The sequence below is a fragment of the Pseudomonas sp. RA_5y_Pfl1_P24 genome (assembly GCF_963970945.1).
GTDB lineage: Bacteria > Pseudomonadota > Gammaproteobacteria > Pseudomonadales > Pseudomonadaceae > Aquipseudomonas > Aquipseudomonas tritici.
In genome coordinates this window covers 14,797-36,149 of record NZ_CAXAOJ010000021.1, presented here as the reverse complement: position 1 = coordinate 36,149, position 21,353 = coordinate 14,797, and the positions used below count along the sequence as shown (strand labels likewise).

The 21,353-nt window shown below is 58.8% G+C and carries 19 protein-coding genes, 1 tRNA gene and 1 pseudogene; 9 read left to right on the top strand and 12 right to left on the bottom strand.

Going from position 1 to position 21,353, the window contains the following annotated elements:
- Positions 1-129 precede the first annotated feature (129 nt).
- Positions 130-1,224, bottom strand: coding sequence for a fatty acid desaturase (locus tag AACY30_RS25795; RefSeq protein WP_339437373.1), 1,095 nt, complete (start codon positions 1,222-1,224; stop codon positions 130-132).
- A gap of 100 nt (positions 1,225-1,324) precedes the next feature.
- Here AACY30_RS25795 and AACY30_RS25790 point away from each other — a divergent pair, with 100 nt between their 5' ends.
- Complete coding sequence (locus AACY30_RS25790) at positions 1,325-2,329, top strand: AraC family transcriptional regulator (RefSeq protein WP_339469088.1); 1,005 nt, start codon at positions 1,325-1,327, stop codon at positions 2,327-2,329.
- A 64-nt stretch (positions 2,330-2,393) separates the two neighbouring features.
- Here the strand turns inward: AACY30_RS25790 and AACY30_RS25785 are convergent, their stop codons facing one another.
- Entirely contained in the window at positions 2,394-2,759 is a 366-nt protein-coding gene (locus AACY30_RS25785; protein WP_339419883.1) for a response regulator, read from the bottom strand.
- A 98-nt stretch (positions 2,760-2,857) separates the two neighbouring features.
- Here AACY30_RS25785 and AACY30_RS25780 point away from each other — a divergent pair, with 98 nt between their 5' ends.
- On the top strand, positions 2,858-3,331 hold the full coding sequence (locus tag AACY30_RS25780) for a GlcG/HbpS family heme-binding protein (RefSeq protein WP_339541331.1): 474 nt from the start codon (positions 2,858-2,860) through the stop codon (positions 3,329-3,331).
- 10 nt (positions 3,332-3,341) lie between these two features.
- Positions 3,342-3,752, top strand: coding sequence for a hydroxyisourate hydrolase (gene uraH / locus AACY30_RS25775; RefSeq protein ID WP_339419881.1), 411 nt, complete (start codon positions 3,342-3,344; stop codon positions 3,750-3,752).
- On the opposite strand, the gene AACY30_RS25770 is transcribed toward uraH, so the two are convergent.
- Entirely contained in the window at positions 3,749-4,438 is a 690-nt protein-coding gene (locus AACY30_RS25770) for a Crp/Fnr family transcriptional regulator (protein ID WP_339419879.1), read from the bottom strand. The two genes, uraH and AACY30_RS25770, sit on opposite strands and share 4 nt — an antisense overlap.
- Positions 4,439-4,521: 83 nt before the next feature.
- Between AACY30_RS25770 and AACY30_RS25765 the strand changes: the two genes are divergently transcribed.
- Positions 4,522-5,046, top strand: coding sequence for an Mpo1 family 2-hydroxy fatty acid dioxygenase (locus AACY30_RS25765; RefSeq protein WP_339469085.1), 525 nt, complete (start codon positions 4,522-4,524; stop codon positions 5,044-5,046).
- A 123-nt stretch (positions 5,047-5,169) separates the two neighbouring features.
- Here AACY30_RS25765 and AACY30_RS25760 read toward each other — a convergent pair whose 3' ends face one another.
- From AACY30_RS25760 to dibA, 6 genes are all read right to left on the bottom strand, one after another.
- Positions 5,170-6,150 carry a sulfate/molybdate ABC transporter ATP-binding protein gene (locus AACY30_RS25760; RefSeq protein WP_339438783.1) on the bottom strand — a complete coding sequence of 327 codons (981 nt, stop codon included), beginning with the start codon at positions 6,148-6,150 and terminating at the stop codon, positions 5,170-5,172.
- 3 nt (positions 6,151-6,153) lie between these two features.
- A complete protein-coding gene (cysW, locus tag AACY30_RS25755) occupies positions 6,154-7,026 on the bottom strand; it encodes a sulfate ABC transporter permease subunit CysW (protein WP_049710637.1) in 873 nt (290 codons plus the stop codon).
- 13 nt (positions 7,027-7,039) lie between these two features.
- Positions 7,040-7,858, bottom strand: coding sequence for a sulfate ABC transporter permease subunit CysT (gene cysT / locus AACY30_RS25750; RefSeq protein WP_339469084.1), 819 nt, complete (start codon positions 7,856-7,858; stop codon positions 7,040-7,042).
- A gap of 164 nt (positions 7,859-8,022) precedes the next feature.
- Positions 8,023-9,033 (bottom strand): sulfate ABC transporter substrate-binding protein, encoded by a 1,011-nt coding sequence (locus tag AACY30_RS25745; protein WP_339541330.1) that lies wholly within the window; start codon positions 9,031-9,033, stop codon positions 8,023-8,025.
- Between the two features lie 65 nt (positions 9,034-9,098).
- Positions 9,099-9,281: a sulfur starvation response protein OscA gene (oscA, locus tag AACY30_RS25740; protein WP_003170956.1), complete on the bottom strand. Its 183-nt coding sequence runs from the start codon at positions 9,279-9,281 to the stop codon at positions 9,099-9,101.
- Positions 9,282-9,536: 255 nt separating this feature from the next.
- Positions 9,537-11,450, bottom strand: a complete 1,914-nt coding sequence (gene dibA, locus AACY30_RS25735) for a phosphodiesterase DibA (RefSeq protein ID WP_339469082.1) — start codon at positions 11,448-11,450, stop codon at positions 9,537-9,539.
- Positions 11,451-11,616: 166 nt separating this feature from the next.
- On the opposite strand from dibA, the gene desA reads away from it, so the two are divergent.
- Positions 11,617-12,801 carry a delta-9 fatty acid desaturase DesA gene (desA, locus tag AACY30_RS25730; protein ID WP_065872791.1) on the top strand — a complete coding sequence of 395 codons (1,185 nt, stop codon included), beginning with the start codon at positions 11,617-11,619 and terminating at the stop codon, positions 12,799-12,801.
- A 187-nt stretch (positions 12,802-12,988) separates the two neighbouring features.
- Positions 12,989-13,990: a GGDEF domain-containing protein gene (locus tag AACY30_RS25725; protein ID WP_339469080.1), complete on the top strand. Its 1,002-nt coding sequence runs from the start codon at positions 12,989-12,991 to the stop codon at positions 13,988-13,990.
- 119 nt (positions 13,991-14,109) lie between these two features.
- On the opposite strand, the pseudogene AACY30_RS25720 reads toward AACY30_RS25725, so the two are convergent.
- The 3 genes and pseudogenes from AACY30_RS25720 to gabD all read right to left on the bottom strand — a co-directional run.
- Positions 14,110-14,235, bottom strand: a pseudogene (locus AACY30_RS25720) (histidine kinase); the annotation flags it as partial.
- Positions 14,236-14,374: 139 nt separating this feature from the next.
- Positions 14,375-15,652 carry a 4-aminobutyrate--2-oxoglutarate transaminase gene (gene gabT, locus AACY30_RS25715; RefSeq protein WP_049710644.1) on the bottom strand — a complete coding sequence of 426 codons (1,278 nt, stop codon included), beginning with the start codon at positions 15,650-15,652 and terminating at the stop codon, positions 14,375-14,377.
- Positions 15,653-15,837: 185 nt separating this feature from the next.
- Positions 15,838-17,280 (bottom strand): NADP-dependent succinate-semialdehyde dehydrogenase, encoded by a 1,443-nt coding sequence (gene gabD, locus AACY30_RS25710; RefSeq protein WP_339419866.1) that lies wholly within the window; start codon positions 17,278-17,280, stop codon positions 15,838-15,840.
- 371 nt (positions 17,281-17,651) lie between these two features.
- On the opposite strand from gabD, the gene AACY30_RS25705 reads away from it, so the two are divergent.
- The 3 genes from AACY30_RS25705 to AACY30_RS25695 all read left to right on the top strand — a co-directional run bounded on the left by AACY30_RS25705 (position 17,652) and on the right by AACY30_RS25695 (position 21,347).
- Positions 17,652-17,728, top strand: a tRNA-Arg gene (locus AACY30_RS25705).
- A 105-nt stretch (positions 17,729-17,833) separates the two neighbouring features.
- Positions 17,834-18,916, top strand: a complete 1,083-nt coding sequence (locus AACY30_RS25700) for a site-specific integrase (RefSeq protein ID WP_339541329.1) — start codon at positions 17,834-17,836, stop codon at positions 18,914-18,916.
- A 286-nt stretch (positions 18,917-19,202) separates the two neighbouring features.
- The gene (locus tag AACY30_RS25695) at positions 19,203-21,347 is read left to right on the top strand and encodes a helix-turn-helix domain-containing protein (protein WP_339541328.1); all 2,145 of its coding nucleotides are present in this window, start codon (positions 19,203-19,205) and stop codon (positions 21,345-21,347) included.
- Positions 21,348-21,353 lie beyond the last annotated feature (6 nt).

The window sequence follows — 21,353 nt, the reverse complement described above, 5'->3', positions numbered from 1 at the left end:
GGACACCCGCTATTGGCCTGGGCGCCGAACAAACGTTCGTCGACGCTTTCGCCAGTGACCAATTGCAGGTGTTGCACTGGCGCAACCTGCCCCATGCGCTGGACAGCCTGAACAACCGTAGCGGGGTGATCAGCCGCGCTGGGGTTCGCTTGTCGCCTGTGGCGAAGGTGCTGATCGAAACCCTGCAGGCGGTGGAAAACCAAGCCGATTGGCCCGCGCAAACGTCCCGAAATCATTGAAGCGCACACCCATTTGCGCCATGACCTCGTGCGCCACCTTCGCGGTCATCTGGCGGATGTAAAACGGCTCTTTCACCACAAAATGGTGGATGCCGTGGGTGCTGCCGAAGTTGAAGCAGAACGCCTGCAACGGCCACATCCACCAAGGGTTCAACACCTGGGTTTGCTGGATCACATTGCCCAGTTCCACATCACCGTAGTAGTGCATGTTGGAGCTGACGAAGTGCAGGCAAAAGGTACGCAGTACATTGGGGCCAATGATCACCACGGCGGCGATGTCGATCACCTGCATCACCTGCAAGGTGCCGGCAGACCATTCGATGGGTGCGCCCACCAGGCTGGCGAGGCCGTTGGCGGCATGGAAACCCAGGAACACGTACCACGCGCCCCAATGCAGCAGCGCCAGCGGTGCGTACACCAGCAGCGAGCGCTTGAGGATCGACAGTTTGTGCTTCCAGGTCTTGGCCCGCAGCATGCGGATAAACGCCGACATGACGTTATCACCGACCATCAGCAACCGCGCAAAACCCCAAGGCTCGCCGTTGGTGATGGCGCGCTCTTCCATATCGGTCTCAGTACCGGAGACCTTGTGATGGTTGAGGTGCAAGTGGCGGCGTATCCACGGGTTGATCGTGCTCGGACGCGCCAGCCACACCAGGCCCATCATCAGGTTGTGGGGCAGGCGCTGCTTGCGAAAATACATGCTGTGGATCAGGTCGTGTTCCAGTTCATGGGTCAATGAAGCGAGGAAGGCGTTGAGCAGCAGGCACACCCACCAGGCTATATACCCGGTGACGTAGAGCGCTGCGGAGCCAAGCATGCCGACCAGCGCAAACGCCAGAATGCCCGCGCCCAATGCGTCTTGATGCAGCAACCAGGGGTGCTGCCGGCGCAAGCGCACGCCTTCGGCCAGCACCACATCACGGATATGCGCCGCGCGCTGTTGTGCATTCATCTGCTGGGGGCTTGCAGAAGTACCGTCCATGATCACATCCTCTGGTTATCGATGCGTTCATCCTGCCCCACGCGATCTGGCAGGACGCTAGCCCTGGACGCCAACCTGTTGACCGCAAGCGCCAATCGTCATGACCGAGCCCACCTCCCTCGCCAGCTGGACCCGCGCCCTGCGCAAGCAGCTCGATGCCTTGGGCCTGGACAGCGCCGCGCTTTGCCTGAAAGCCGGGCTCGACCCGCAGCAGATGGACGATCCCAATGCGCGTTATCCGCTGTCAGCCACGACGCGGTTATGGGAATTGGCGGTGCAAGCCAGCGGTGACCCGGCGATTGGCTTGCGGGTGTCGCGGTTTGTCAGCCCCACCACCTTCCATGCGCTGGGGTATGCGCTGGTAGCCAGCGGCAGCCTGCGGGAGGTGTTCGAGCGCATCGTGCGTTATCACCAGGTGGTCAGTGATGCGCTGACGCTGGCGCTTAGCAGAGACGGCGAGCGCTACCGCTTTCGCCTGCTGCAACCCCCGGGCAGCCCGGCGCCGGCATTCGAGGCCATTGATGCGTTTGCGGCGATTTATGTGCGCACCTGCCGCAATCGCCTGGGCCGTGAGTACGCACCGCTGGCGGTGCACCTGCGACGGCCAGAGCCTGCCGATCCCAATCCGTGGCACACCGTGTTTCGGGCGCCCGTGTTCTTCGGCGCCGAAGAAGACTGCCTGGAGTTTGCCGCCCACGACTTCGACAGCCACTTGGACGACGCCAACCCTGAACTGGCCGAGCACAACGAAACCGTGCTCAAGCGCACTCTCGCCCAGCTGCAGCCGCTGACCTGGGAACGTAAGGTGCGTGCGGCTATTGAAGCGCAATTGCCGGACGGCGAGCCAAGTGCTGAGCGCATTGCCCAGGCCCTGCACCTGAGCTTGCGCAGTTTGCAGCGGCACCTGGCGGATGAAGGGTGTCGGTTTGATGCGTTGCTCAATGAATGCCGGGAGAATTTGGCGTTGCTGCATCTACGGGATCCGCAATGCTCATTGGCAGAGATCAGCCATTTGCTGGGGTTTGCCGATACCAGCAGCTTCAACCGGGCGTTCAAGCGCTGGACGGGTATGACGCCGGGGCAGTTCAGGGATGGCTTGCGGTAGGTGAGTGTGTTGTGTTTTTGAGGGCCTCTTCGCGATAGCGAAGGCGCTAGACATGCCGGATCAATCAACGCCCGCGATCACGCCGCAACAGCTTCTTCACCCGCGCCACCAAAGCCTTGGCCTCAAACGGCTTGAGCAAGTAATCATCCTCATGCAGTTCCAACCCGCGCAGGCGGTCCTCAATCCCTTCCGGGGTCGTCAAGAACAACACCGGCGTCTCGCCCTTCTTGCGAATCGCCTGCTGCAACTTCCAGGCATTCAAACCCGGCAACATCACATCCAGGATCACCAAGTCGTATTCAGCGCTTTCCACAAACCGCTGAGCCGCCATGCCATTGGCGGCGACTTCCACTGCGAAGCCGGCCTCACTCAAGCCCTGGGCCATGAGTTGCGCTAATTTCGGCTGGTCTTCCACTAACAATACCTGCATGCCTACCTCTTGGTTCATTACAAACCTGTAATCGAATTGTTCGGCTTTTGACCGAGATCACTGGCTAAGGTAGCGGCCTGCTTTCTGGAGCCGTTCCCATGTATCGCAATGCCTTGTTCTTGAGCTTCGCCATCAGCGCCACCGCCCTGGCAGCACCACCGCTGCCGCGCCACGCCGACCTGGATTTGCACACCGCACGCCAACTGGCAGACGCCAGCCTGGCGCAGTGCACGGCGGCACTTACCGTACTTGATCGGGGCGGCAATCCATTGCTCAGCCTGCGGGCCGACGGCGTAGGTCCGCACAACAGCATCGCCAGCCAACGCAAAGCGTACACGGCGTTGTCGACGAAAACCCCCACCCGCCTGTTTGCCGAGCGTGCGCGCAACAACCCCGAGGCCGCCAACCTTAACAGCTTGCCCGAATTGCTGTTGCTCGGGGGCGGCATCCCGCTGTTTGCCGACGCTGAACTGGTGGGCGCGTTGGGCGTTGCCGGTGCCGGCGGTGCCGAGCAGGACGAAGCGTGCGCGGTAAAGGCAGCCACTCAACTTGGCCTGACAATCACCCCTTGAGGAAACCTCAATGAAAACCCTGACTAAGACCCTCGCCGCCCTCAGCCTGAGCGGCCTGAGCAGCCTGGCCCTGGCGGCCGGCAACCCCCTGAGCGTGCATGTCCTGAACCTGGAAAACGGCCTGCCGTCTGCCGGTGTCAGCGTCACCCTGGAGCAGCACGTAGGCGATCACTGGCAATCGCTGTCCGAAGGTGTCACCAACCAGCAGGGGCGCATCGCCGAACTGTTCCCGGCCAACCAAGCCATGAAACCGGGCGAGTATCGCGTGGTATTCAAGACCGGCGACTACTACAAGAAAGCCAATCGCGAGACGTTTTTCCCGCAAGTCCCGGTGATATTCGAGGTCAAGCAGGCCGACCAGCACTACCACATCCCGCTGCTGCTGAGCCCTTACGGCTTTTCGACATATCGCGGTTCCTAGTCCGCCCCAGCGGCCTGCCGCAAGCGCGGCAGGTCGAGGACTTCAATCGCGCCGTAACTCAGCTTGATGATCCCTTGCTGCTCTAAGGCCTTGAGCAAACTGTTGGTGGTCTGGCGCGACAGGCTCAACATCGCGGCCAAATCTTCCTGAGGCAGCTGCAAGACGCGACGGGAGTGCTCTATCTCGCCGTACCCGCCGGCAATCATCAGCAGCCGGTGAGCGATACGCGTCGACGCCGGCATCAGGCTCATCTGTTCGATATTGATCAGCGACAGGCGCAACTTCTGGCTCATCAACAACGCCATGTCGCGCCAGTACGTCGGGTTTTGGTCAAGCATCTCGAGCATCGCCGATTGCGGCACCTGCAACAGCGTGCACGGCCCAACCGACAAGGCGTCGTGGGTGCGCGGCAAACCGTCGAACAGGCAGATCTCGCCAAACCAGAAAGGTGTTTCAATCAGGCTCAACACCGCTTCCTTGCCCTGCGCATTGACCGCACTGACACGCACGGCCCCCTCCAATACCGCATACACCCCACAGGGCGGATCACCGCGCCTGAACAGGTATTGCCCCGCCGTCAGCTGACGCAGCCGAGCCGCCGCCAGCACACTATCCTGTAGCTGCACAGGCAGGTGGCTGAACCACTGACCGGTGGCCAATCGGGCATGCCAGGTTGCCGCAATCATGAGAACTCCAGAGATTGTCGCCCAGTTGACAGTCAGTCGCCGGCTGACGGGAGATGATCAAACATCCTACAGGAGGAATAACAATGAAAAGCCTCGTCGACCACCTCAGTCAATACGCTGCCTACCACCGCGACCCGCGCAATATCGCCAGCCACTTTATCGGCATTCCACTGATTGTCGTCGCGGTGGCCGTGCTGCTGTCACGCCCGGAATGGGCGATCGGTGGGGTGTGGATTTCGCCGGCAGTGATCGTCGCACTGCTGTCAGCGTGGTTTTACCTGCGCCTGGAACTGGCGCTGGGTGTGTTGATGACGCTGCTGATGGGCCTGTCGGTGTGGGCCGGGCATGTGCTGGCGGCACAGAGCACGATGGTGTGGCTCAGCGGCGGCATCGGGATGTTTGTGGTGGGCTGGGTGATTCAGTTCGTCGGGCATTACTACGAAGGCAAGAAGCCGGCGTTTGTGGATGATGTGTCGGGGCTGATCGTGGGGCCGTTGTTTGTGGTGGCGGAGTTGGCGTTTTTGCTGGGGTTGCGGCAGGGGCTCAAGCAGCAGATTGAAGAGCGGTCGGGGCCGGTGGCCGTCAGAGAAAAACGCGCTACGGTCTGAAAGTTAATAGAGATCCAATGTGGGAGCCGGGCTTGCCCGCGATAGCAACACCTCGGTCTAACAGTCATACCGAGGTGTTGCTATCGCAGGCAAGCCAGCTCCCACATTGATCTCCATGGGTACTTAGGCTTTTTGCCAGACCTTGGGCTTGAAGAAAAGCGTCTCACCCCTCGCCAGCCCGGTCAGGCTGTCGTGGTCTTTCACCACTTCTGCCTCGATCAGTTCGCTCTGGCCTTCGACCTTCAGGGTTACCCGCGTGGTGGCGCCCAATGGGCGAATGTCGCGCACTTGAGCCGCATGGTGATCTTCCAGCTCATGCCGCGACAGCGACACTTCGTGAGGGCGGAACAGCACGTGCTTGTCTTCACCCAGGTGCAGACGGTTGGAATCCCCTAGGAAGTGATAGACGAAATCGCTGGCCGGGTTTTCGTAGACTTCGCCCGGTGAACCGATCTGCTCGATCACACCCTTGTTCATCACTACGATGCGGTCGGCGACTTCCATGGCCTCCTCCTGGTCGTGGGTCACAAACACGGACGTCAAGTTGATGTCTTCGTGCAGGCGCGCCAGCCAGCGGCGCAGCTCTTTACGCACTTTGGCGTCGAGGGCGCCGAAGGGTTCGTCGAGCAACAGCACTTTGGGTTCTACGGCCAGGGCGCGGGCCAGGGCGATACGCTGGCGTTGGCCGCCGGAGAGCTGTTCCGGGTAGCGATCCGATAACCAGTCCAGCTGCACCATGTTCAGCAGTTCATGCACCTTGACCGCGATCTGGCTTTCATTCGGGCGCTGGTTCTTTGGCTTCATGCGCAGGCCGAAAGCCACGTTGTCGAACACGGTCATGTGGCGGAACAGCGCGTAGTGCTGGAACACAAAGCCGACGTTGCGATCGCGTACGTCGTGGCCGGACACGTCTTCACCGTGGAACACGATGCTGCCGTCATCCGGTGTTTCGAGCCCTGCGATGATGCGCAGCAAGGTGGTCTTGCCGCAGCCGGACGGGCCGAGCAACGCCACCAACTCGCCACTCTGGATGTCCAGATTGATGCTGCTCAGGGCCTTGAAGGCGTTGAAGTTCTTGCTGACATTACGGACTTCGATCGACATGACTTATTCCTCACCGGCGCTGTTGCGCAGGCGGTTGATACGGTTCTCGCTCCACTGCTTGAGCAGCAGGATGAAGAGCGCCAGGATCAGCAACAGGCTCGCGACGGCAAACGCGGCGACATGGTTGTATTCGTTGTAGAGGATCTCGACATGCAACGGCAGGGTGTTGGTAACGCCGCGAATGTGGCCGGACACCACCGACACCGCGCCGAACTCACCCATGGCCCGCGCAGTACACAGCACCACGCCGTAGATCAGGCCCCATTTGATGTTCGGCACGGTCACATGCCAGAACATCTGCCAGCCATTGGCGCCCAGCAGGCGCGCGGCCTCTTCTTCCTGGGTGCCCTGCTCCTGCATCAGCGGGATCAGTTCACGGGCCACGAAGGGTACGGTGACAAAGATGGTTGCCAGCACGATGCCGGGCAAGGCGAACACGATCTGGATGTCATGCTCTTGCAGCCAAGGGCCAAAGAAACCCTGCGCGCCGAACATCAGCACGTAGACCAGACCCGCGATCACCGGAGACACCGAGAACGGCAAGTCGATCAGCGTGACCAGGATGCTCTTGCCACGGAACGAGTATTTGCTCACGCACCACGCGGCGCTGACGCCGAACACCAGGTTGAGCGGCACCGAGATCGCCACGGCGATCACCGTGAGCTTCAGTGCCGACAGCGCGTCTGGCTCAAGGATCGCGGTGAAAAACGCACCGAGGCCGTTCTTCAAGCCCTGGGTCACCACGATCAACAGCGGCAACAACAGGAACAACACGAACACCAGCCAGCCAAGGCCGATCAAGATACGTCGCGACGTTGCGCTGCCACGGCGGGCTGCATTGGCCGAGGACGCCGCGGAAATAGACGATTGGGACATGTTCCGCGCCTCCTTATGGACGTTCGATGCGCCGCTGCAACAAGTTGATCAGCAGCAGCAATACAAAGGAAACCACCAGCATCAGCACGCCGATGGACGTGGCGCCGCGGTAGTCATATTGGTCGAGCTTGACCATGATCAGCAGCGGCAGGATCTCGGTTTTCATCGGCATGTTGCCAGCGATGAAAATCACCGAACCGTACTCACCCACGCCACGCGCGAACGCCAGGGCAAAACCGGTCAGCCAGGCCGGCAGCAATGCCGGCACGAGGATGTAGCGGAACACCTGCAACGGCTTGGCGCCCAGGCAGGCGGCGGCCTCTTCGATTTCCCGAGGGATATCGGCGAGCACCGGCTGCACCGTGCGTACTACGAACGGCAAGGTGACAAAGGTCAGCGCCAGGGTGATGCCCAACGGGGTATAGGCGATCTTGAATCCCAGGTCGGCGGCGAACTGGCCGACGAAGCCGTTCGGCGTGTACAACGCGGTCAGCGCGATACCGGCTACAGCGGTGGGCAAGGCGAACGGCAGGTCGATCATCGCATCGATGATCTTGCGGCCCGGGAAGGTGTAGCGCACCAGCACCCAGGCCAGCAGCGTGCCGATCACGCCATTGATCAGCGCGGCGTAGAGCGCGGTGCTGAAGCTCAGCTGCAACGCCGCCAGCACGCGCGGTGCGGAGATGATGGCCCAGAACTGATCCCAGGTGAGTTGTGCAGCGTGTACAAACATCGCCGCGAGGGGAATGAGTACGATCAGGCTGAGGTACACCACGGTGTAGCCCAGCGTCAGCCCGAAGCCGGGTATGACGGGGGAGATACGACGCGACATAAGAGTCCTTGGTTAACGAGTAGTATCGAGCAGAACGCGAGCTTATGTGGAAGCCGGGCTTGCCCGCGATGCAGGCACCTCGGTGTGTCAGTGACGCCGCAGTGACGCTATCGCAGCGGTCCTACAAGCCAGCGCCCACACAAGATCGCTTCTACATGATTTGTTTACTGCGCCGTGTAGATCTGGTCGAACACGCCACCGTCGTTAAAGAATTTCGGTTGGGCAGTTTTCCAGCCACCGAAGTCTTTGTCGATAGTCACCAGGTCCAGTTTCGGGAACTGCTGGGCGTATTTGGCGGCCACTTTTGCATCGCGTGGGCGGTAGAAGTTCTTGGCCGCAATCTCCTGGCCAGCCGGGCTGTACAGGTGTTTGAGGTATTCAGTGGCGATTTCGGTGTTGCCCTTTTTCTCGGTGTTCTTGTCAACCACGGCCACTGGCGGCTCCGCGAGAATCGACAGCGAAGGCACGACGATATCGAACGTGTCAGCGCCGCCGTCTTCTTTAAGGGCCAGGAACGCCTCGTTTTCCCAGGCCAGCAACACGTCACCCTGACCGTTGTTGACGAAGGTGATGGTCGAACCACGCGCGCCGGTGTCCAGCACAGGCACGTGTTTGAACAGCTCTTTCACGTACTCCTGGGCCTTGGCTTCGCTGCCGCCGGTTTTCAGACCGTAGGCCCAGGCGGCGAGGAAGTTCCAGCGTGCGCCGCCGGAGGTTTTCGGGTTTGGGGTGATCACGGACACCTCTTTCTTGATCAGGTCGCCCCAATCCTTGATGCCTTTAGGGTTGCCCTTGCGCACCAGGAACACGATGGTCGAGGTGTACGGGGTGCTGGCGTCCGGCAGGCGGGTCTGCCAGCTTTCCGGGAGGCTCTTGCCCAGTTTTGCGATTTCGTCGATGTCACCGGCCAGGGCCAGGGTCACTACGTCGGCGCGCAGGCCGTCGATCACGGCACGCCCTTGTTTGCCCGAACCACCGTGGGATTGCTGGATCTTGACGTTGTCGCCGGGGTGGGACTGTTTCCAGAAACGGGTGAACTCAGCGTTGTAGTCCTGGTACAGCTCACGGGTAGGGTCGTACGAGACGTTGAGCAACTCGTAGTCCTTGGCAACCGCGGAACCTGCAAACACGGCACTGGCCAGGGCGGCCAGGACATAACGGCGAATCGACGACATAGAAGCTCCTGAAATTCTGGGGTGTTGGCTTTTTCTTATAATTGCGGGTCTATCGCCGTTCTTGCTTAGCTCGGTTTGTTACCCGGATTCTGCAGACGGAATTTTTCTTTGCGTTCGATCTGTACCACTTGCGCGTTGTGCACAGTGATTTCCACCGCGCCAAACCGCAGATCGCGCAGGGCGCTCTGGATCTCACGCAAAATGGCTGCTTCGTCCTGGCCGTCGACGCTACGTAGAGATGCGCTCATGGTCTCGCTCCTGAAATGAATAGTGCCTCGCAGTGGCGGCACTGCTTGCGGCATGAGGGCGATAGTAGATAAGCGCGGATATTCTTAAAAATACTATTTGAGCATGTTTATATAACCAGAAAGAATTTTCTGGTGAGGCGTGGGGTTGCGCGCTGATTTCATTGATCAACGCCGAAATCAAGTCGCAAGCAGATCCAAATATGGGAGCGAGCAAGTCGAATCGTCGCACCGCCGCTCCCACATTTTGACCGTATTTCAAGCACGGATGGTGGGTGCTTTCGACCAATCAATTTCCTGCGCCGGCATCGGCCTGCCAAACCAATACCCCTGCCCCAGATCGCATTCCTGCTCCAACAAAAACCGCGCCTGCTCCACCTGCTCGATCCCTTCGGCCTGCACCTGCATGCCCATGCTTTTCGCCAGCGCAATCACCACCCGCACAATCGCTGCATCGTCCTCATCCCACGGCAACCCAGCGACAAACCCTTGGTCGATCTTGAGCTTCTGCACAGGCAGGCGCTTGAGCCGCAGAAGCGACGAGTAACCGGTACCAAAATCATCAATGGCCAGGCGCAAGCCCAGTTCGCGCAGGCGGTGTAGTTGTTCCAGGGCGACTTCGGGGTCGTCCATCACTGCGCTTTCGGTCACTTCAAGTTCAAGGAAACCGGGGTCGAGGCCCGTATCGTGCAGCACTTGGGCGACCTGCTCGTACAGTTCGCGCCGCGCAAACAACCGGCTGGAAACGTTGACGGCGATAAAGCTCAACGGCACCCCATCGGCCAGCCATTGGCACATCTGCCGGCAAGCCTGGTCCATGACCCAAGCGTCGATATCGGCAATCAACCCGGTGCGCTCGGCAATCGGGATAAATTCCCCCGGCGGCACCAGGCCACGCTCCGGGTGCTGCCAGCGCACCAGTGCCTCGACGCCTATCAGGCGACTGCCGTGCAGCTCATGCACCGGCTGGTAATAAACGCGCAACTCTTGCTGCTCGAGGGCACGACGCAGCTCGTTGGCAATTTCCACGCGGTTCTGCGCAAGGGCGGTGAGTTCTTCGGTGTACAACGCGTAGCCTTCGCGGCCGGCGCTCTTGGCCTTGAACAGCGCAGAGTCGGCGTTGCGCAACAGCTGTTCGGCGCTCAGGGCATCGCTGGGAAAGAGGCTGATGCCAACGCTGGCGCTGATAAACAGCTGATGGCCGTCGAAGATGAACGGCTGCTTCATCGCATCGAGGATGCGTTGCGCCAAGGCGGCAGCCTGAACCACCTGTGGACAACTTTCCGCGAGCACCGCGAACTCATCTCCACCCAGGCGCGCCAGGGTCACGCCGGGTCCGAACAACCCCTGCAGCCGTTCGCCCACCTGCTTGAGCAACTGGTCTCCAACATTGTGGCCCAGGCTGTCGTTGATGATTTTGAAGTGATCCAGGTCCAGCAACAGCAGGCCGCAACCGCGCTTGTGGACTTGCGCCGAGGCCAGTGCCTGCTCGGCGCGGTCGGTGAACAGCAGGCGGTTGGGCAGATCAGTCAGGGGGTCGTGGTGCGCGAGGTGGGCCAGTTCGTGCTCGGAATCCTTGATGGCGCTGATATCGGAGAACACTGCGACGTAATGACTGACGTGGCCTTGGTCATCGTGAATCACACGAATGGTTTGCCACTGTGGATAAATTTCACCGCTCTTGCGCCGGTTCCAGATTTCTCCGCTCCATTCGCAGGTGCTCTCCAGGCTCTGGAACATCTGCTGGTAGAAATTCGACGAATGGCGACCGGACTTGAACAGGCTGGGACGCTGGCCCATGACGTCTTCGCCTTGATAACCAGTGATCGCCATAAAGGCGCGATTGACGTGGACGATCAGCCCCTGGGCGTCGGTGACCAGCACGCCCTCACGGGTACAATCGAACACGGCGGCGGCTTGGCGCAGGCGCTCGCGGTTTTCCTTCAGGGGTTGTTGCAATTCGTGGGCACGGGCAAACCGGGCGTAGATCAGGTAAATCGCCAAGGCGCTGAAGGCCACCCACACATAGCCACTTACTTGCAACCAGTGGTTCAGCTCGCTGGGGTCATCGAGAAACTCGATCAATACCTGCCGAGTGAGGCCTATCCACAGAGTGGAAACCAGCAGGTAAAACAGCCCCGCACGCAGGGCACCTCGGCATGAAAACAGCATACGTTGATCAATCCTTACCCAAAAAACAGAATCGTCCTACAAAGGCTGGGGATTATAGAATAAGAAACATCCAGTCACTCCTATCTGAAAGAGCGGCTGGTTTTCTGTGTAGGCTTAGTGATAATGCGTAAGCTGTTCTTTTCTTTATCTGAGGGCCATACAGCCTATGTGGTACAACGGTTTTCTTGACTTGTCAGCCTGGCAACTGGTTGCAGTCACCCTGTTGATGACCCACGTGACCATCGTTGGGGTCACGGTCTATCTGCACCGCTATTCAGCCCATCGCTCCCTGGAGCTCAATGCCGGCCTGAAACACTTCTTCCGCTTCTGGCTGTGGCTCACCACGGCGCAGAACACCCGCGAGTGGACTGCCATCCACCGCAAACACCACGCCAAGTGCGAAACCGTCGATGACCCGCACAGCCCGGTCATCAAGGGTTTGTCCACCGTTATGCGCAAAGGTGCCGAACTGTACCGCGCCGAGGCCGAAAACCCTGAGACCCTGCGCATCTACGGCAAGAACTGCCCGGACGACTGGATCGAACGCAAGGTCTACACCCCTTACCCATTGTTGGGCGTGGCTATCATGGGCGTGATCGACCTGCTGTTGTTTGGCACGATCGGTATCACCATCTGGGCGATCCAGATGATGTGGATTCCGTTCTGGGCCGCCGGCGTGATCAACGGCCTGGGCCATGCCGTGGGCTATCGCAATTTCGAATGCCGTGACGCGGCGACCAACCTGGTGCCGTGGGGCATCATCGTCGGTGGTGAAGAGCTGCATAACAACCACCACACGTACCCCAACTCCGCCAAGTTGTCGGTGAAGAAGTGGGAATTCGACATGGGCTGGGCCTGGATCAAAGTGTTCAGTTTCCTGCGCCTGGCGAAGGTGCAACGCGTTGCGCCCATCGCCCACCGCGTCGAAGGCAAGGGCCACCTGGACATGGACACCGCCATGGCGATCCTCAACAACCGTTTCCAGATCATGGCCCAGTACCGCAAGTTGGTGATCGCCCCGCTCGTCAAGCAGGAGCTGGAAAAAGTCGATCACTCGGTTCGCCACCAATTCCACCGCGCCAAGCGCCTGCTGTCGCGAGAAACCAGCTTGTTGGATGACCGCCACCACCTGCGTATCCAGAGCATGCTGGAACACAGCCAGGCACTTAAAGTGATCTACGAAAAGCGCCTGGCACTGCAGCAGATCTGGCTGAAGACCAGTTCAAATGGCCACGATATGCTGGCAGCCATAAAGGAATGGGTGCATGAAGCTGAGGCCAGCGGCATCCAGTCCCTGCGGGATTTCGCCCACCAATTGAAGACCTATTCGCTGCGTCCTGCGGCGGTCTGACCGTAAGGTGGGAGGGCTTCCCCTCCCACCTTACGGCTTTTTGGCGTCATTTCTCGGACACCGGCAATCGATCCTGTTGACGGAACTTCACTGCAATTCGCCTCTCTCAATGAACACTTCGCCATCATGGTGGCCCTTGTAGTGACCGCTGTTTCAATGTGCGGCGCGCCCAGAGAGAGTTGTGCCGATGGTTCACGAAAAACCCTACTTGTCCGATCCGCCCACCGCTGAACATCCGCGTCCGGCTGCGGCGGCGACCCTCTTGGCGCTGGTGCACGCCCAGGGTGAAGTCGAACGGCTGAGTGAGCGCGAGCAGTTGCTCAGCTCAATGCTGGTGAGCGTGAACGCCGTGCTGTGGGCCATGGACTGGGAAACGCGCCGCGTACTTTATGTGAGCCCGGCCTATGAGCGGGTGTTCGGGCGCTCCGCCGGCCTGCTGCTGGCAGACCATCGGGAGTGGCGCAACAGCATTCACCCCGAAGACCTCGACTACGCCGAACACAGCCTGGCCCGCGTGCTGGGACAAGGCGCCGTCGAAGACCGCGAGTACCGCATCATCACCGCCGACGGGCAAATCCGCTGGTTGAGCGACAAGTGTTACATCAACCAGCAGATCGAACCTGGTGAACCCTTGATCGTGGTAGGCATAGCCGAAGACATCACCGAAAAGAAACAGATGGCGCTGGAGCTGCACCGTCTCGCCACCACCGACGTGCTGACTCAAAGCAGCAACCGTCGGCACTTCTTCGAATGCGCCAATCAAGCCTTCGACAGTGCCTGCGCGCAAGGCGCGCCGCTGGCGTTCCTGCTGCTGGACATCGATGACTTCAAGGACGTTAACGACACCTACGGGCATCTGGAGGGCGACCAGGTGCTGCGGCGCATCGCCGAGAGCGGTCGAGGGGTATTGCGCCGTGGCGATCTGTTCGGACGCATTGGTGGTGAAGAGTTCGCCGCCGTGCTGCCGGGCTGCGCGCCGGAGATGGCGCTGCAAGTGGCCGAACGCCTGGGCAAGGAGATTCAAGCGCTGAGTTTCAGCTATGAAGGCCAGGCGTTCAAGGTGACCATCAGCCAGGGCCTGGCCAGCCTCACCGAGGCAGACTCGACCCTGGACAACCTGTTCGCCCGCGCCGACGCCGCCATGTACGAGGCAAAACGCCTGGGCAAGAACCGCGTAATAGCGGGTTAAGCAATCGCATCCCCCTGTGGGAGCTGGCTTACCTGCGATAGCATCACTTCGAACTGCCTGAAGCACCACGCCGCCTGCATCGCAGGCAAGCCAGCTGCCACATTGATATGTGTCGCCCGCTAGGCCTTGCGCACCCGCATCAGCTCAGACAAGCCAACTTTGAGCAGCCGCGCCGTCTTGCCCTTGGCAAGCGCTTCCAACCCTTCATGCTCGGTCAATCGCGCCATCTGCGCGGCCACATTCATCCAGCACGCTCACTCGGTAATGCTGCGACCTTAGACAATGCCGCGGCCTACTGACAATGAACACGGCCTGAATGCGCTGGAGTGGGCATAAAAAAACCCGCCGAAGCGGGTTTTTTCTGTCGATCAGGTCAGCGTCCGCTTACAGCTCGGAGAAGCACTCTTCAATGATCGCCAGGCCTTTGTCCAACTGCTCGTCCGGCGAGGTCAGCGGGACCAGTACGCGCAACACGTTGCCATAGGTGCCGCAAGACAGCAGGATCAGGCCCTTGTCACGCGCCTTGGCTACCACGGAAGCAACGGCAGCGGCGTTTGGTTTGTGACTATCGCCACCTTCAAACAGCTCGACCGCGATCATCGCGCCCAAGGCCCGCACTTCACCGATCACCGGGTACTTGGCCTGGATGGCCTTGAGGCCCGTAACCAAGCGCTCGCCAACCGCTTTGCAGCGGTCCAGCAGGTGCTCTTCTTCAAACACTTCCATCACCGCCAGCGCCGCAGCGCACGCGATCGGGCTACCGGCATAAGTACCGCCCAGGCCGCCTGGCGCGATGGCGTCCATGTACTCGGCCTTGCCGCACACACCCGCCAGCGGGAAGCCGCCGGCGATGGATTTGGCGAAGGTGGTCAGGTCGGCAGCAACGCCCATCTGTTCCATGGCGAAGAAGGTACCGGTACGACCGGCGCCGGTCTGCACTTCGTCGGCGATCAGCAGGATGCCGTGCTTGTCGCACAGTTCGCGCAGGCGCTTCATGAAGGATTTTGGCGCCACATAGAAACCGCCTTCGCCCTGCACCGGCTCGATGATGATTGCAGCGATATCACGCGGCTCGGCATCGTTCTTGAAAATGCGCTCGATGCTGGCGATCGAATCGTCGTCGCTCACACCGTGCAGTTCATTCGGGAACAGCGCACGGAACACACCGCCTGGCATCAGGCCCATGCCGGCCGAATAAGGCACGACTTTACCGGTGAGGCCCAGGGTCATCATGGTGCGACCGTGGTAAGCGCCAGTAAAAGCAATCACGCCAGCACGGCCAGTGGCGGCGCGGGCGATTTTCACGGCGTTTTCGACGGCTTCGGAACCGGTGGTGACCAGCAGGGTTTTCTTGGCGAAATCACCTGGGACCTTGGCGTTGATTTTTTCGCACAGTTCCACGTAAGGCTCGTAGGCCAGCACCTGGAAACAGGTGTGCGTCAGCTTGTTCAGTTGCGCGGTCACAGCGGCGATGATTTTCGGGTGCACATGGCCGGTGTTCAGCACGGCGATGCCGCCGGCGAAGTCGATGAACTCGCGACCTTCAACGTCGGTCACGGTGGCGTTCTTCGCGGATTCAGCGAAGATCGGGTGAATCTGGCCCACACCGCGGGGTACAGCGGCTTCGCGGCGTTTCATCAGGGATGCGTTGGTCTTGCTCATAAAGTCCTCATTCGCCACTCATCGGGTGGCGTGGTCCAAGGAATACGTGGCGGGGAGGCAACTACGGCAGCATGCGATGATCGACTGCCACAGCTTTCCCGGCCACTACGAAGTACGGTGTGAAACACGCAAAGGGTCAGCGCTCTCGTGCCCTCTGCGTTTACAGCAGTGCCATGCCGGGCTCGTTAGATGCCCAGGCAGAGGTATTTGATTTCCAGGTAATCCTCGATCCCGTACTTGGAACCTTCACGGCCCAGGCCCGAAGCCTTGATGCCGCCGAACGGCGCCACTTCATTGGAGATCAACCCAGTGTTGACGCCGACCATGCCATATTCCAGAGCTTCAGCCACACGGAAAACACGGCCCAGGTCACGGGCATAGAAGTAGGAAGCCAGGCCAAATTCGGTGTCGTTGGACATCGCGATCACTTCGGCCTCGTCTTTGAAACGGAACAGCGGCGCCAGTGGGCCGAAGGTTTCTTCCTTCGCGACCGCAGCGTTTTTCGGCACATTGGTAAGGATAGTCGGCTCGAAGAAGTTGCCTTCCATCACCTTGCCGCCAGCCAGCAATGTGGCGCCTTTGCTCAAGGCATCAGCAATGTGTTCCTGAACCTTGGCCACGGCCTTTTCGTCGATCAACGGGCCAGTGGTGGTGCCTTCTTCCAGCCCGTTGCCGATCTTCAACTTGGCCACGGCCGCTTTCAGTTTTTCGGCGAACGCGTCGTACACCGAATCCTGAATGTACAGGCGGTTGGCACAAACGCAGGTCTGGCCGTTGTTGCGGTACTTGGAGATGATCGCGCCTTCGACGGCCTTATCCAGGTCCGCATCGTCGAAGACGATGAACGGCGCGTTGCCACCCAATTCCAGGGAGACTTTCTTGATGTCCTTGGCGCATTCGGCCATCAACTGGCGACCGATTTCGGTCGAGCCGGTGAAGGACAATTTACGCACGATCGGGTTGCTGGTCAGCTCGCTGCCAATGTCACCCGCACTGCCCGACACCACGCTGAAAACACCCTTTGGGATACCGGCACGCTGCGCCAGCTCAGCCAGGGCGAATGCGGAAAACGGAGTTTGCGACGCCGGCTTGAGGACCATTGTGCAACCGGCGGCCAGCGCCGGGCCGGCTTTGCGGGTGATCATCGCGGCCGGGAAGTTCCAAGGCGTGATGGCGGCGGTCACGCCAATCGGCTGCTTGATAACGATCAGGCGCTTGTCGGGCTGGTGGCCAGGAATCACGTCACCGTAGACGCGCTTGGCTTCTTCGGCGAACCACTCGATAAACGAGGCGGCGTAGACGATTTCGCCCTTGGCTTCGGCCAATGGCTTGCCTTGCTCCAGGGTCATCAGGCGGGCCAGGTCTTCCTGGTTCTCGATGATCAGTTCGAACCAGCGACGCAGCTTGTTCGCGCGGTCCTTGGCGGTCAGTGCACGCCAGGCCGGCAGCGCCTTGTCGGCGGCTTCGATGGCGCGGCGGGTTTCAGCGGCGCCCATCTTTGGCACGGTACCGAGAATCTCGCCCGTGGCAGGGTTGTTGACCTTGATGGTTTGGCCGTTGTCCGCATCGACCCAAGCGCCATCGATAAAGGCTTGTTGGCGGAACAACTGGGTATCTTTGAGCTGCATGTCGGCTTTCCTTAACAGCACCGCGCGCACGCGGAGCGAATTAGAGTTGTTGAAAGGCGCCTTGTGGGCTGCCGTCAGGGAAATCAGCCCCAGCGCGCGGAAAAAGTGAAAGAGCGCACGGGAGACAGAGCGTTTGAAATCTCAAACGAATCCTAGGATCAATGGGGGTACAGGGCAATAGGATGTTCGAAAAAAAGAACGAAAACGGCGCATTTGCCGGTTTTTTCTGATCAGCGTAGCTGGGTCAGATTTCATTGCATCGTTCGGTGGCGCCCAGCGCAGGGCCTCTATACCGCAGATTCCTACACTCAAACGCCCAAAGACCAGCATGGACGCCCAAGGTCGACATGGGTATGATGTCGCCCGCACAAGCATCCGTAGCTCAGCTGGATAGAGTACTGCCCTCCGAAGGCAGGGGTCGTGGGTTCGAATCCCGCCGGGTGCACCATCTTCTTTCCCTTGTATTACAAGGGGATAGCGCTCCTGACAGAAACCTGTCCTAGTCCTGAAAGTCGTTTTTGCCACAAATTTGCCACACTCAAAAGTGGCGGGAATGGTCGAAATGGCAACAATCAGGAATCGCGGCGAGTATCAGTGGGAAGCGCAAATTCGTCGTAAGGGCTATCCAGCCCAGCGCAAAACCTTCGAAACCAAATCCGATGCCCAAGCCTGGGCGCGTATGCTCGAAAGCGAAATCGACCGAGGCATTTTTGTCTCTCGCGTCGAGGCTGAACGCACCGCCTTTCATCAACTCATTGATCGCTACATCTCCGAGATCGCTCCGAAGCACAAAGGCGCCTATTCGGAAATCAAACGCCTGGAAGCGCTCAAGCGTCATCCGCTGAATACGCGCATCGTTGCCACCCTCACCTCCTCCGACTTTGCCCGCTACCGTGACGAGCGCCTGAAGATACGCAAGGGCAATACGGTCAAGCGTGAGCTGGCATTGTTTCAGTGTGTGATCGAGGTTGCTCGCCGCGAGTGGGGTATTCATCTTGCCGAGAACCCAGTCAGGATGGTCAGCCGTCCCAGCTACAACGACGAACGCTCGCGGCGGCTTGACCCAATTGAAGAACAATACATCCTCAGCGCCTTGGAACTTCGGGAGCGCCGTGCCGATGGAACCTATGCGGACGCCTCGCACAACCCTTGGATACGGCCCATCGTGCAACTGGCAATTGAAACCGCCATGCGCCGTGGCGAGCTATTCGAGTTGCGCTGGAAGCATGTGAATCTGGATCGCAAAACCGCTCATCTTCCAGCGACCAAGAACGGGCTACCAAGAACCGTCCCACTCTCCCCCCGAGCTATTCATCTGCTAAAGGATTTGCCACGCTCACTTTGCGGCAGAGTCTTCCCCACCACCGCAGACGCCCTCAAGAAGGCCTTCACACGCGGTTTGGAGCGGGCAAGGACGAAATACTTAGGAGATTGCGAACGCGCTCTGGTAACGCCCCAGGAAGACTTTCTGCTCGACCTGCGCTTCCACGACCTACGCCATGAGGCCACCTGCCGGCTGGCCACCAAACTTCCCAATTTGATCGAGCTTGCCAGCGTGACGGGACACCGCGAGGTGAACATGCTAAAGCGCTACTACAACATCACAGCAGAGGAACTCGCGGCGAAACTTGCTTGAAAAGCATTCAAGCCTTGGGAGCATGCCCGCTCGCTGCTTTGCTCATCGTTCGAGCAGTTGAAGCTCGCTCGTGACCACTTTAAAACATTCGATAACCTACTCACGATCTGCATCCCAAGGGCGATTCCGCGAATTGAGGACGGACAGAATTTTGCACAGCCAGCTACCCCCATACACCTATGAAGCCAACCGAGAGCAATCTACGCCTTAGGAAATATTTCACAAATACATTGATAAAAAATGAAATATTGCCACAATAAGCCAACAACATTTCATAGGTGTGCCCATGAACGAGCAAGAAACCTCCGCAGGATCTGCTGAAGTCGGACGACATCTCATGCAGGTTCGAGACAGAGCCGGCCTCAAACAAGGAGAGCTAGCAAAACGCGTCTCTTTGAGCCCCGCAGTCTTATCACGTATAGAAAGTGGTGAGCGCTCTATTACAGCCGCGGAAGCTCAGGACATCCTGATGCAAATCGGCACACCTGAGGCTACCGACCTTGCACAAGCACTCCAAAGGAATTGGATTGTGCTACCACGCCCTCCTCTTGATCATCCCGAGCAGGAGATTTTATGGGAAGCAGAACTGGTCGCTGCAGAGCTCGTTGAGCTTCGCAATCGTCCCGACACACCTCATGCGTTTGAAAGCCGTCTTTCTGAATACATTGAAGAATTAAATCGCTGCGCAGGCCTCCTCCTAAAGCGTGAACACCAGATAGCCTTTATCGGCAGTATCGGCGTGGGTAAATCCACAGCAATCTGCCAAATGACTGGCTTAGTGTTTCCAAAAGAAGACGGATCACCTACTCCGATTCTTGAGGTAGGCGGTGGCGGGATCACCGTATGCGAAGTCCATCTGCGTACAGGTCCAGACTATGGTCTTCTAATTGAACCCAGAAGCGATGATGAAATCCGGCAGGACGTAAGCGATCTTGTAGACCACATTCTGAAAAGTAATGCGCATCAGGACGATGACGGTGCGGCTGAATCGCAAGGCATTTCAAAGGAAGTTGCCCGAGCTTTGCGCAACATGGCTGGCCTGGCCGTGCAGCGCCTAAAAGGTGCAGATGGAAAACGCATCCTCAAAGACCCGGCAAAGGAGCTAGCAGAGATATACAAGACACCTCGCGAGTTTCTCGTCGAAGTTCTGAGCCGCATGGAGCTCCATCGCCGAGACCGACGGGACATTTGGTATGACAGCGCATCTGGAAAGTCACCCAAGGTATGGCTAAGGGACACGTTCTCTGCGATTAACAACGGAAGACATCCAGAAGTCACCCTTCCAAAGCGCATTGAAGTAGTTGTTCCTGACCGCCTGCTCAACACTACTGATTTGACAGTTCGCATCATCGATACCAAGGGTATTGACCGGACTGCTGCGCGAGAGGATATCGAGGTTCATTTGGATGACCCGCATACTCTCGCCGTGCTTTGCTCACCATTCAACAACGCTCCGTCTGCCGAGGCCAGGCTCTTGCTCGAACGTGCGAAAGACGCTGGAGTGAGGAACTTAGACATCAATGCTGCCCTGCTAGTGCTTCCGCGCCCAAGCGAAGCAATGGCGATGAAAGATGACGCGACCGGAACTCCGGTGGAATCCGCCGATGAAGGCTATGACTTGAAAGCGGAGCAGGCTTCTTTGGCTCTCGAACCCCTCGGCTTGCACGACTTGGCCATTGGCTTCTATAACGCGAATGAGGATACGGCCAATCAAGCTCAAGATTTTTTAATTTCAAGGTTAACTGAAGCTCGTAGAGCATTCAGAGCGCGGACTTTGGCCGCCACGAATGGCGCACGCGAGGTATTGAAAAATCATGGCGAAGAGCGAGTTCGAGCAGTACTTCGAGATGCCAGCGAAACGTTACATACCTGGATAAACGCCAATGATTCTGTACCCACAGTAAATGCCCAGGTCGAAGAAAGCTTGCTGGCCCAGATACAGATCGCTTATGCGGCCACAGTAAGAGCCGCTGTTCGACGAGAAGGGGAATGGGCTCAACTTAGCTATTCTCACCACATCGGATACGGCGCCCGCCGCATTGCCGTTGTCGCCCTTAGCAAGATCGTAGAGCAATTCACGGGGCACTGCAGGTTGCTGGCTGCAACCCCCCGCTACACAGAGGCAAAAGAACTTATTACACAAGCAGAACGGGTTCTGATCACAAGCTATGAAGATCTCTTGCGCAAAACCCAACTGATGGGTCAAACAGTATTCAAAGACGCATTAAAAGACGACCCCGCTTTCTGGCAGGCTTGCATGCACGAATGGGGATTGGGACCAGGATACAAATCTCGCGTAGCCACCCATAACCGCGAATGGTTCGATAATGATTCTCGTCAAAAATTGCAGGAAGAACTGAAGGCGCTCATTGATCGTGAATGGCTTAGAGCGCTTAAAAATGTTTCCGAGCTGCTGGAGCCTATCCATTGACCAATC

What these genes read in the sequence shown, in the direction of transcription:
- cysT (WP_339469084.1), bottom strand. Translation starts at nt 7,858, where the DNA reads ATGTCGCGTCGTATCTCCCCCGTCATACCCGGCTTCGGGCTGACGCTG.
- dibA (WP_339469082.1), bottom strand. Translation starts at nt 11,450, where the DNA reads ATGCTGTTTTCATGCCGAGGTGCCCTGCGTGCGGGGCTGTTTTACCTG.
- gabT (WP_049710644.1), bottom strand. Translation starts at nt 15,652, where the DNA reads ATGAGCAAGACCAACGCATCCCTGATGAAACGCCGCGAAGCCGCTGTA.
- AACY30_RS25790 (WP_339469088.1), top strand. Translation starts at nt 1,325, where the DNA reads ATGACCGAGCCCACCTCCCTCGCCAGCTGGACCCGCGCCCTGCGCAAG.
- uraH (WP_339419881.1), top strand. Translation starts at nt 3,342, where the DNA reads ATGAAAACCCTGACTAAGACCCTCGCCGCCCTCAGCCTGAGCGGCCTG.
- AACY30_RS25780 (WP_339541331.1), top strand. Translation starts at nt 2,858, where the DNA reads ATGTATCGCAATGCCTTGTTCTTGAGCTTCGCCATCAGCGCCACCGCC.
- desA (WP_065872791.1), top strand. Translation starts at nt 11,617, where the DNA reads ATGTGGTACAACGGTTTTCTTGACTTGTCAGCCTGGCAACTGGTTGCA.
- AACY30_RS25795 (WP_339437373.1), bottom strand. Translation starts at nt 1,224, where the DNA reads ATGGACGGTACTTCTGCAAGCCCCCAGCAGATGAATGCACAACAGCGC.
- AACY30_RS25760 (WP_339438783.1), bottom strand. Translation starts at nt 6,150, where the DNA reads ATGTCGATCGAAGTCCGTAATGTCAGCAAGAACTTCAACGCCTTCAAG.
- AACY30_RS25770 (WP_339419879.1), bottom strand. Translation starts at nt 4,438, where the DNA reads ATGATTGCGGCAACCTGGCATGCCCGATTGGCCACCGGTCAGTGGTTC.
- AACY30_RS25745 (WP_339541330.1), bottom strand. Translation starts at nt 9,033, where the DNA reads ATGTCGTCGATTCGCCGTTATGTCCTGGCCGCCCTGGCCAGTGCCGTG.
- AACY30_RS25700 (WP_339541329.1), top strand. Translation starts at nt 17,834, where the DNA reads ATGGTCGAAATGGCAACAATCAGGAATCGCGGCGAGTATCAGTGGGAA.
- AACY30_RS25765 (WP_339469085.1), top strand. Translation starts at nt 4,522, where the DNA reads ATGAAAAGCCTCGTCGACCACCTCAGTCAATACGCTGCCTACCACCGC.
- AACY30_RS25725 (WP_339469080.1), top strand. Translation starts at nt 12,989, where the DNA reads ATGGTTCACGAAAAACCCTACTTGTCCGATCCGCCCACCGCTGAACAT.
- gabD (WP_339419866.1), bottom strand. Translation starts at nt 17,280, where the DNA reads ATGCAGCTCAAAGATACCCAGTTGTTCCGCCAACAAGCCTTTATCGAT.
- AACY30_RS25785 (WP_339419883.1), bottom strand. Translation starts at nt 2,759, where the DNA reads ATGCAGGTATTGTTAGTGGAAGACCAGCCGAAATTAGCGCAACTCATG.
- oscA (WP_003170956.1), bottom strand. Translation starts at nt 9,281, where the DNA reads ATGAGCGCATCTCTACGTAGCGTCGACGGCCAGGACGAAGCAGCCATT.
- AACY30_RS25695 (WP_339541328.1), top strand. Translation starts at nt 19,203, where the DNA reads ATGAACGAGCAAGAAACCTCCGCAGGATCTGCTGAAGTCGGACGACAT.
- cysW (WP_049710637.1), bottom strand. Translation starts at nt 7,026, where the DNA reads ATGTCCCAATCGTCTATTTCCGCGGCGTCCTCGGCCAATGCAGCCCGC.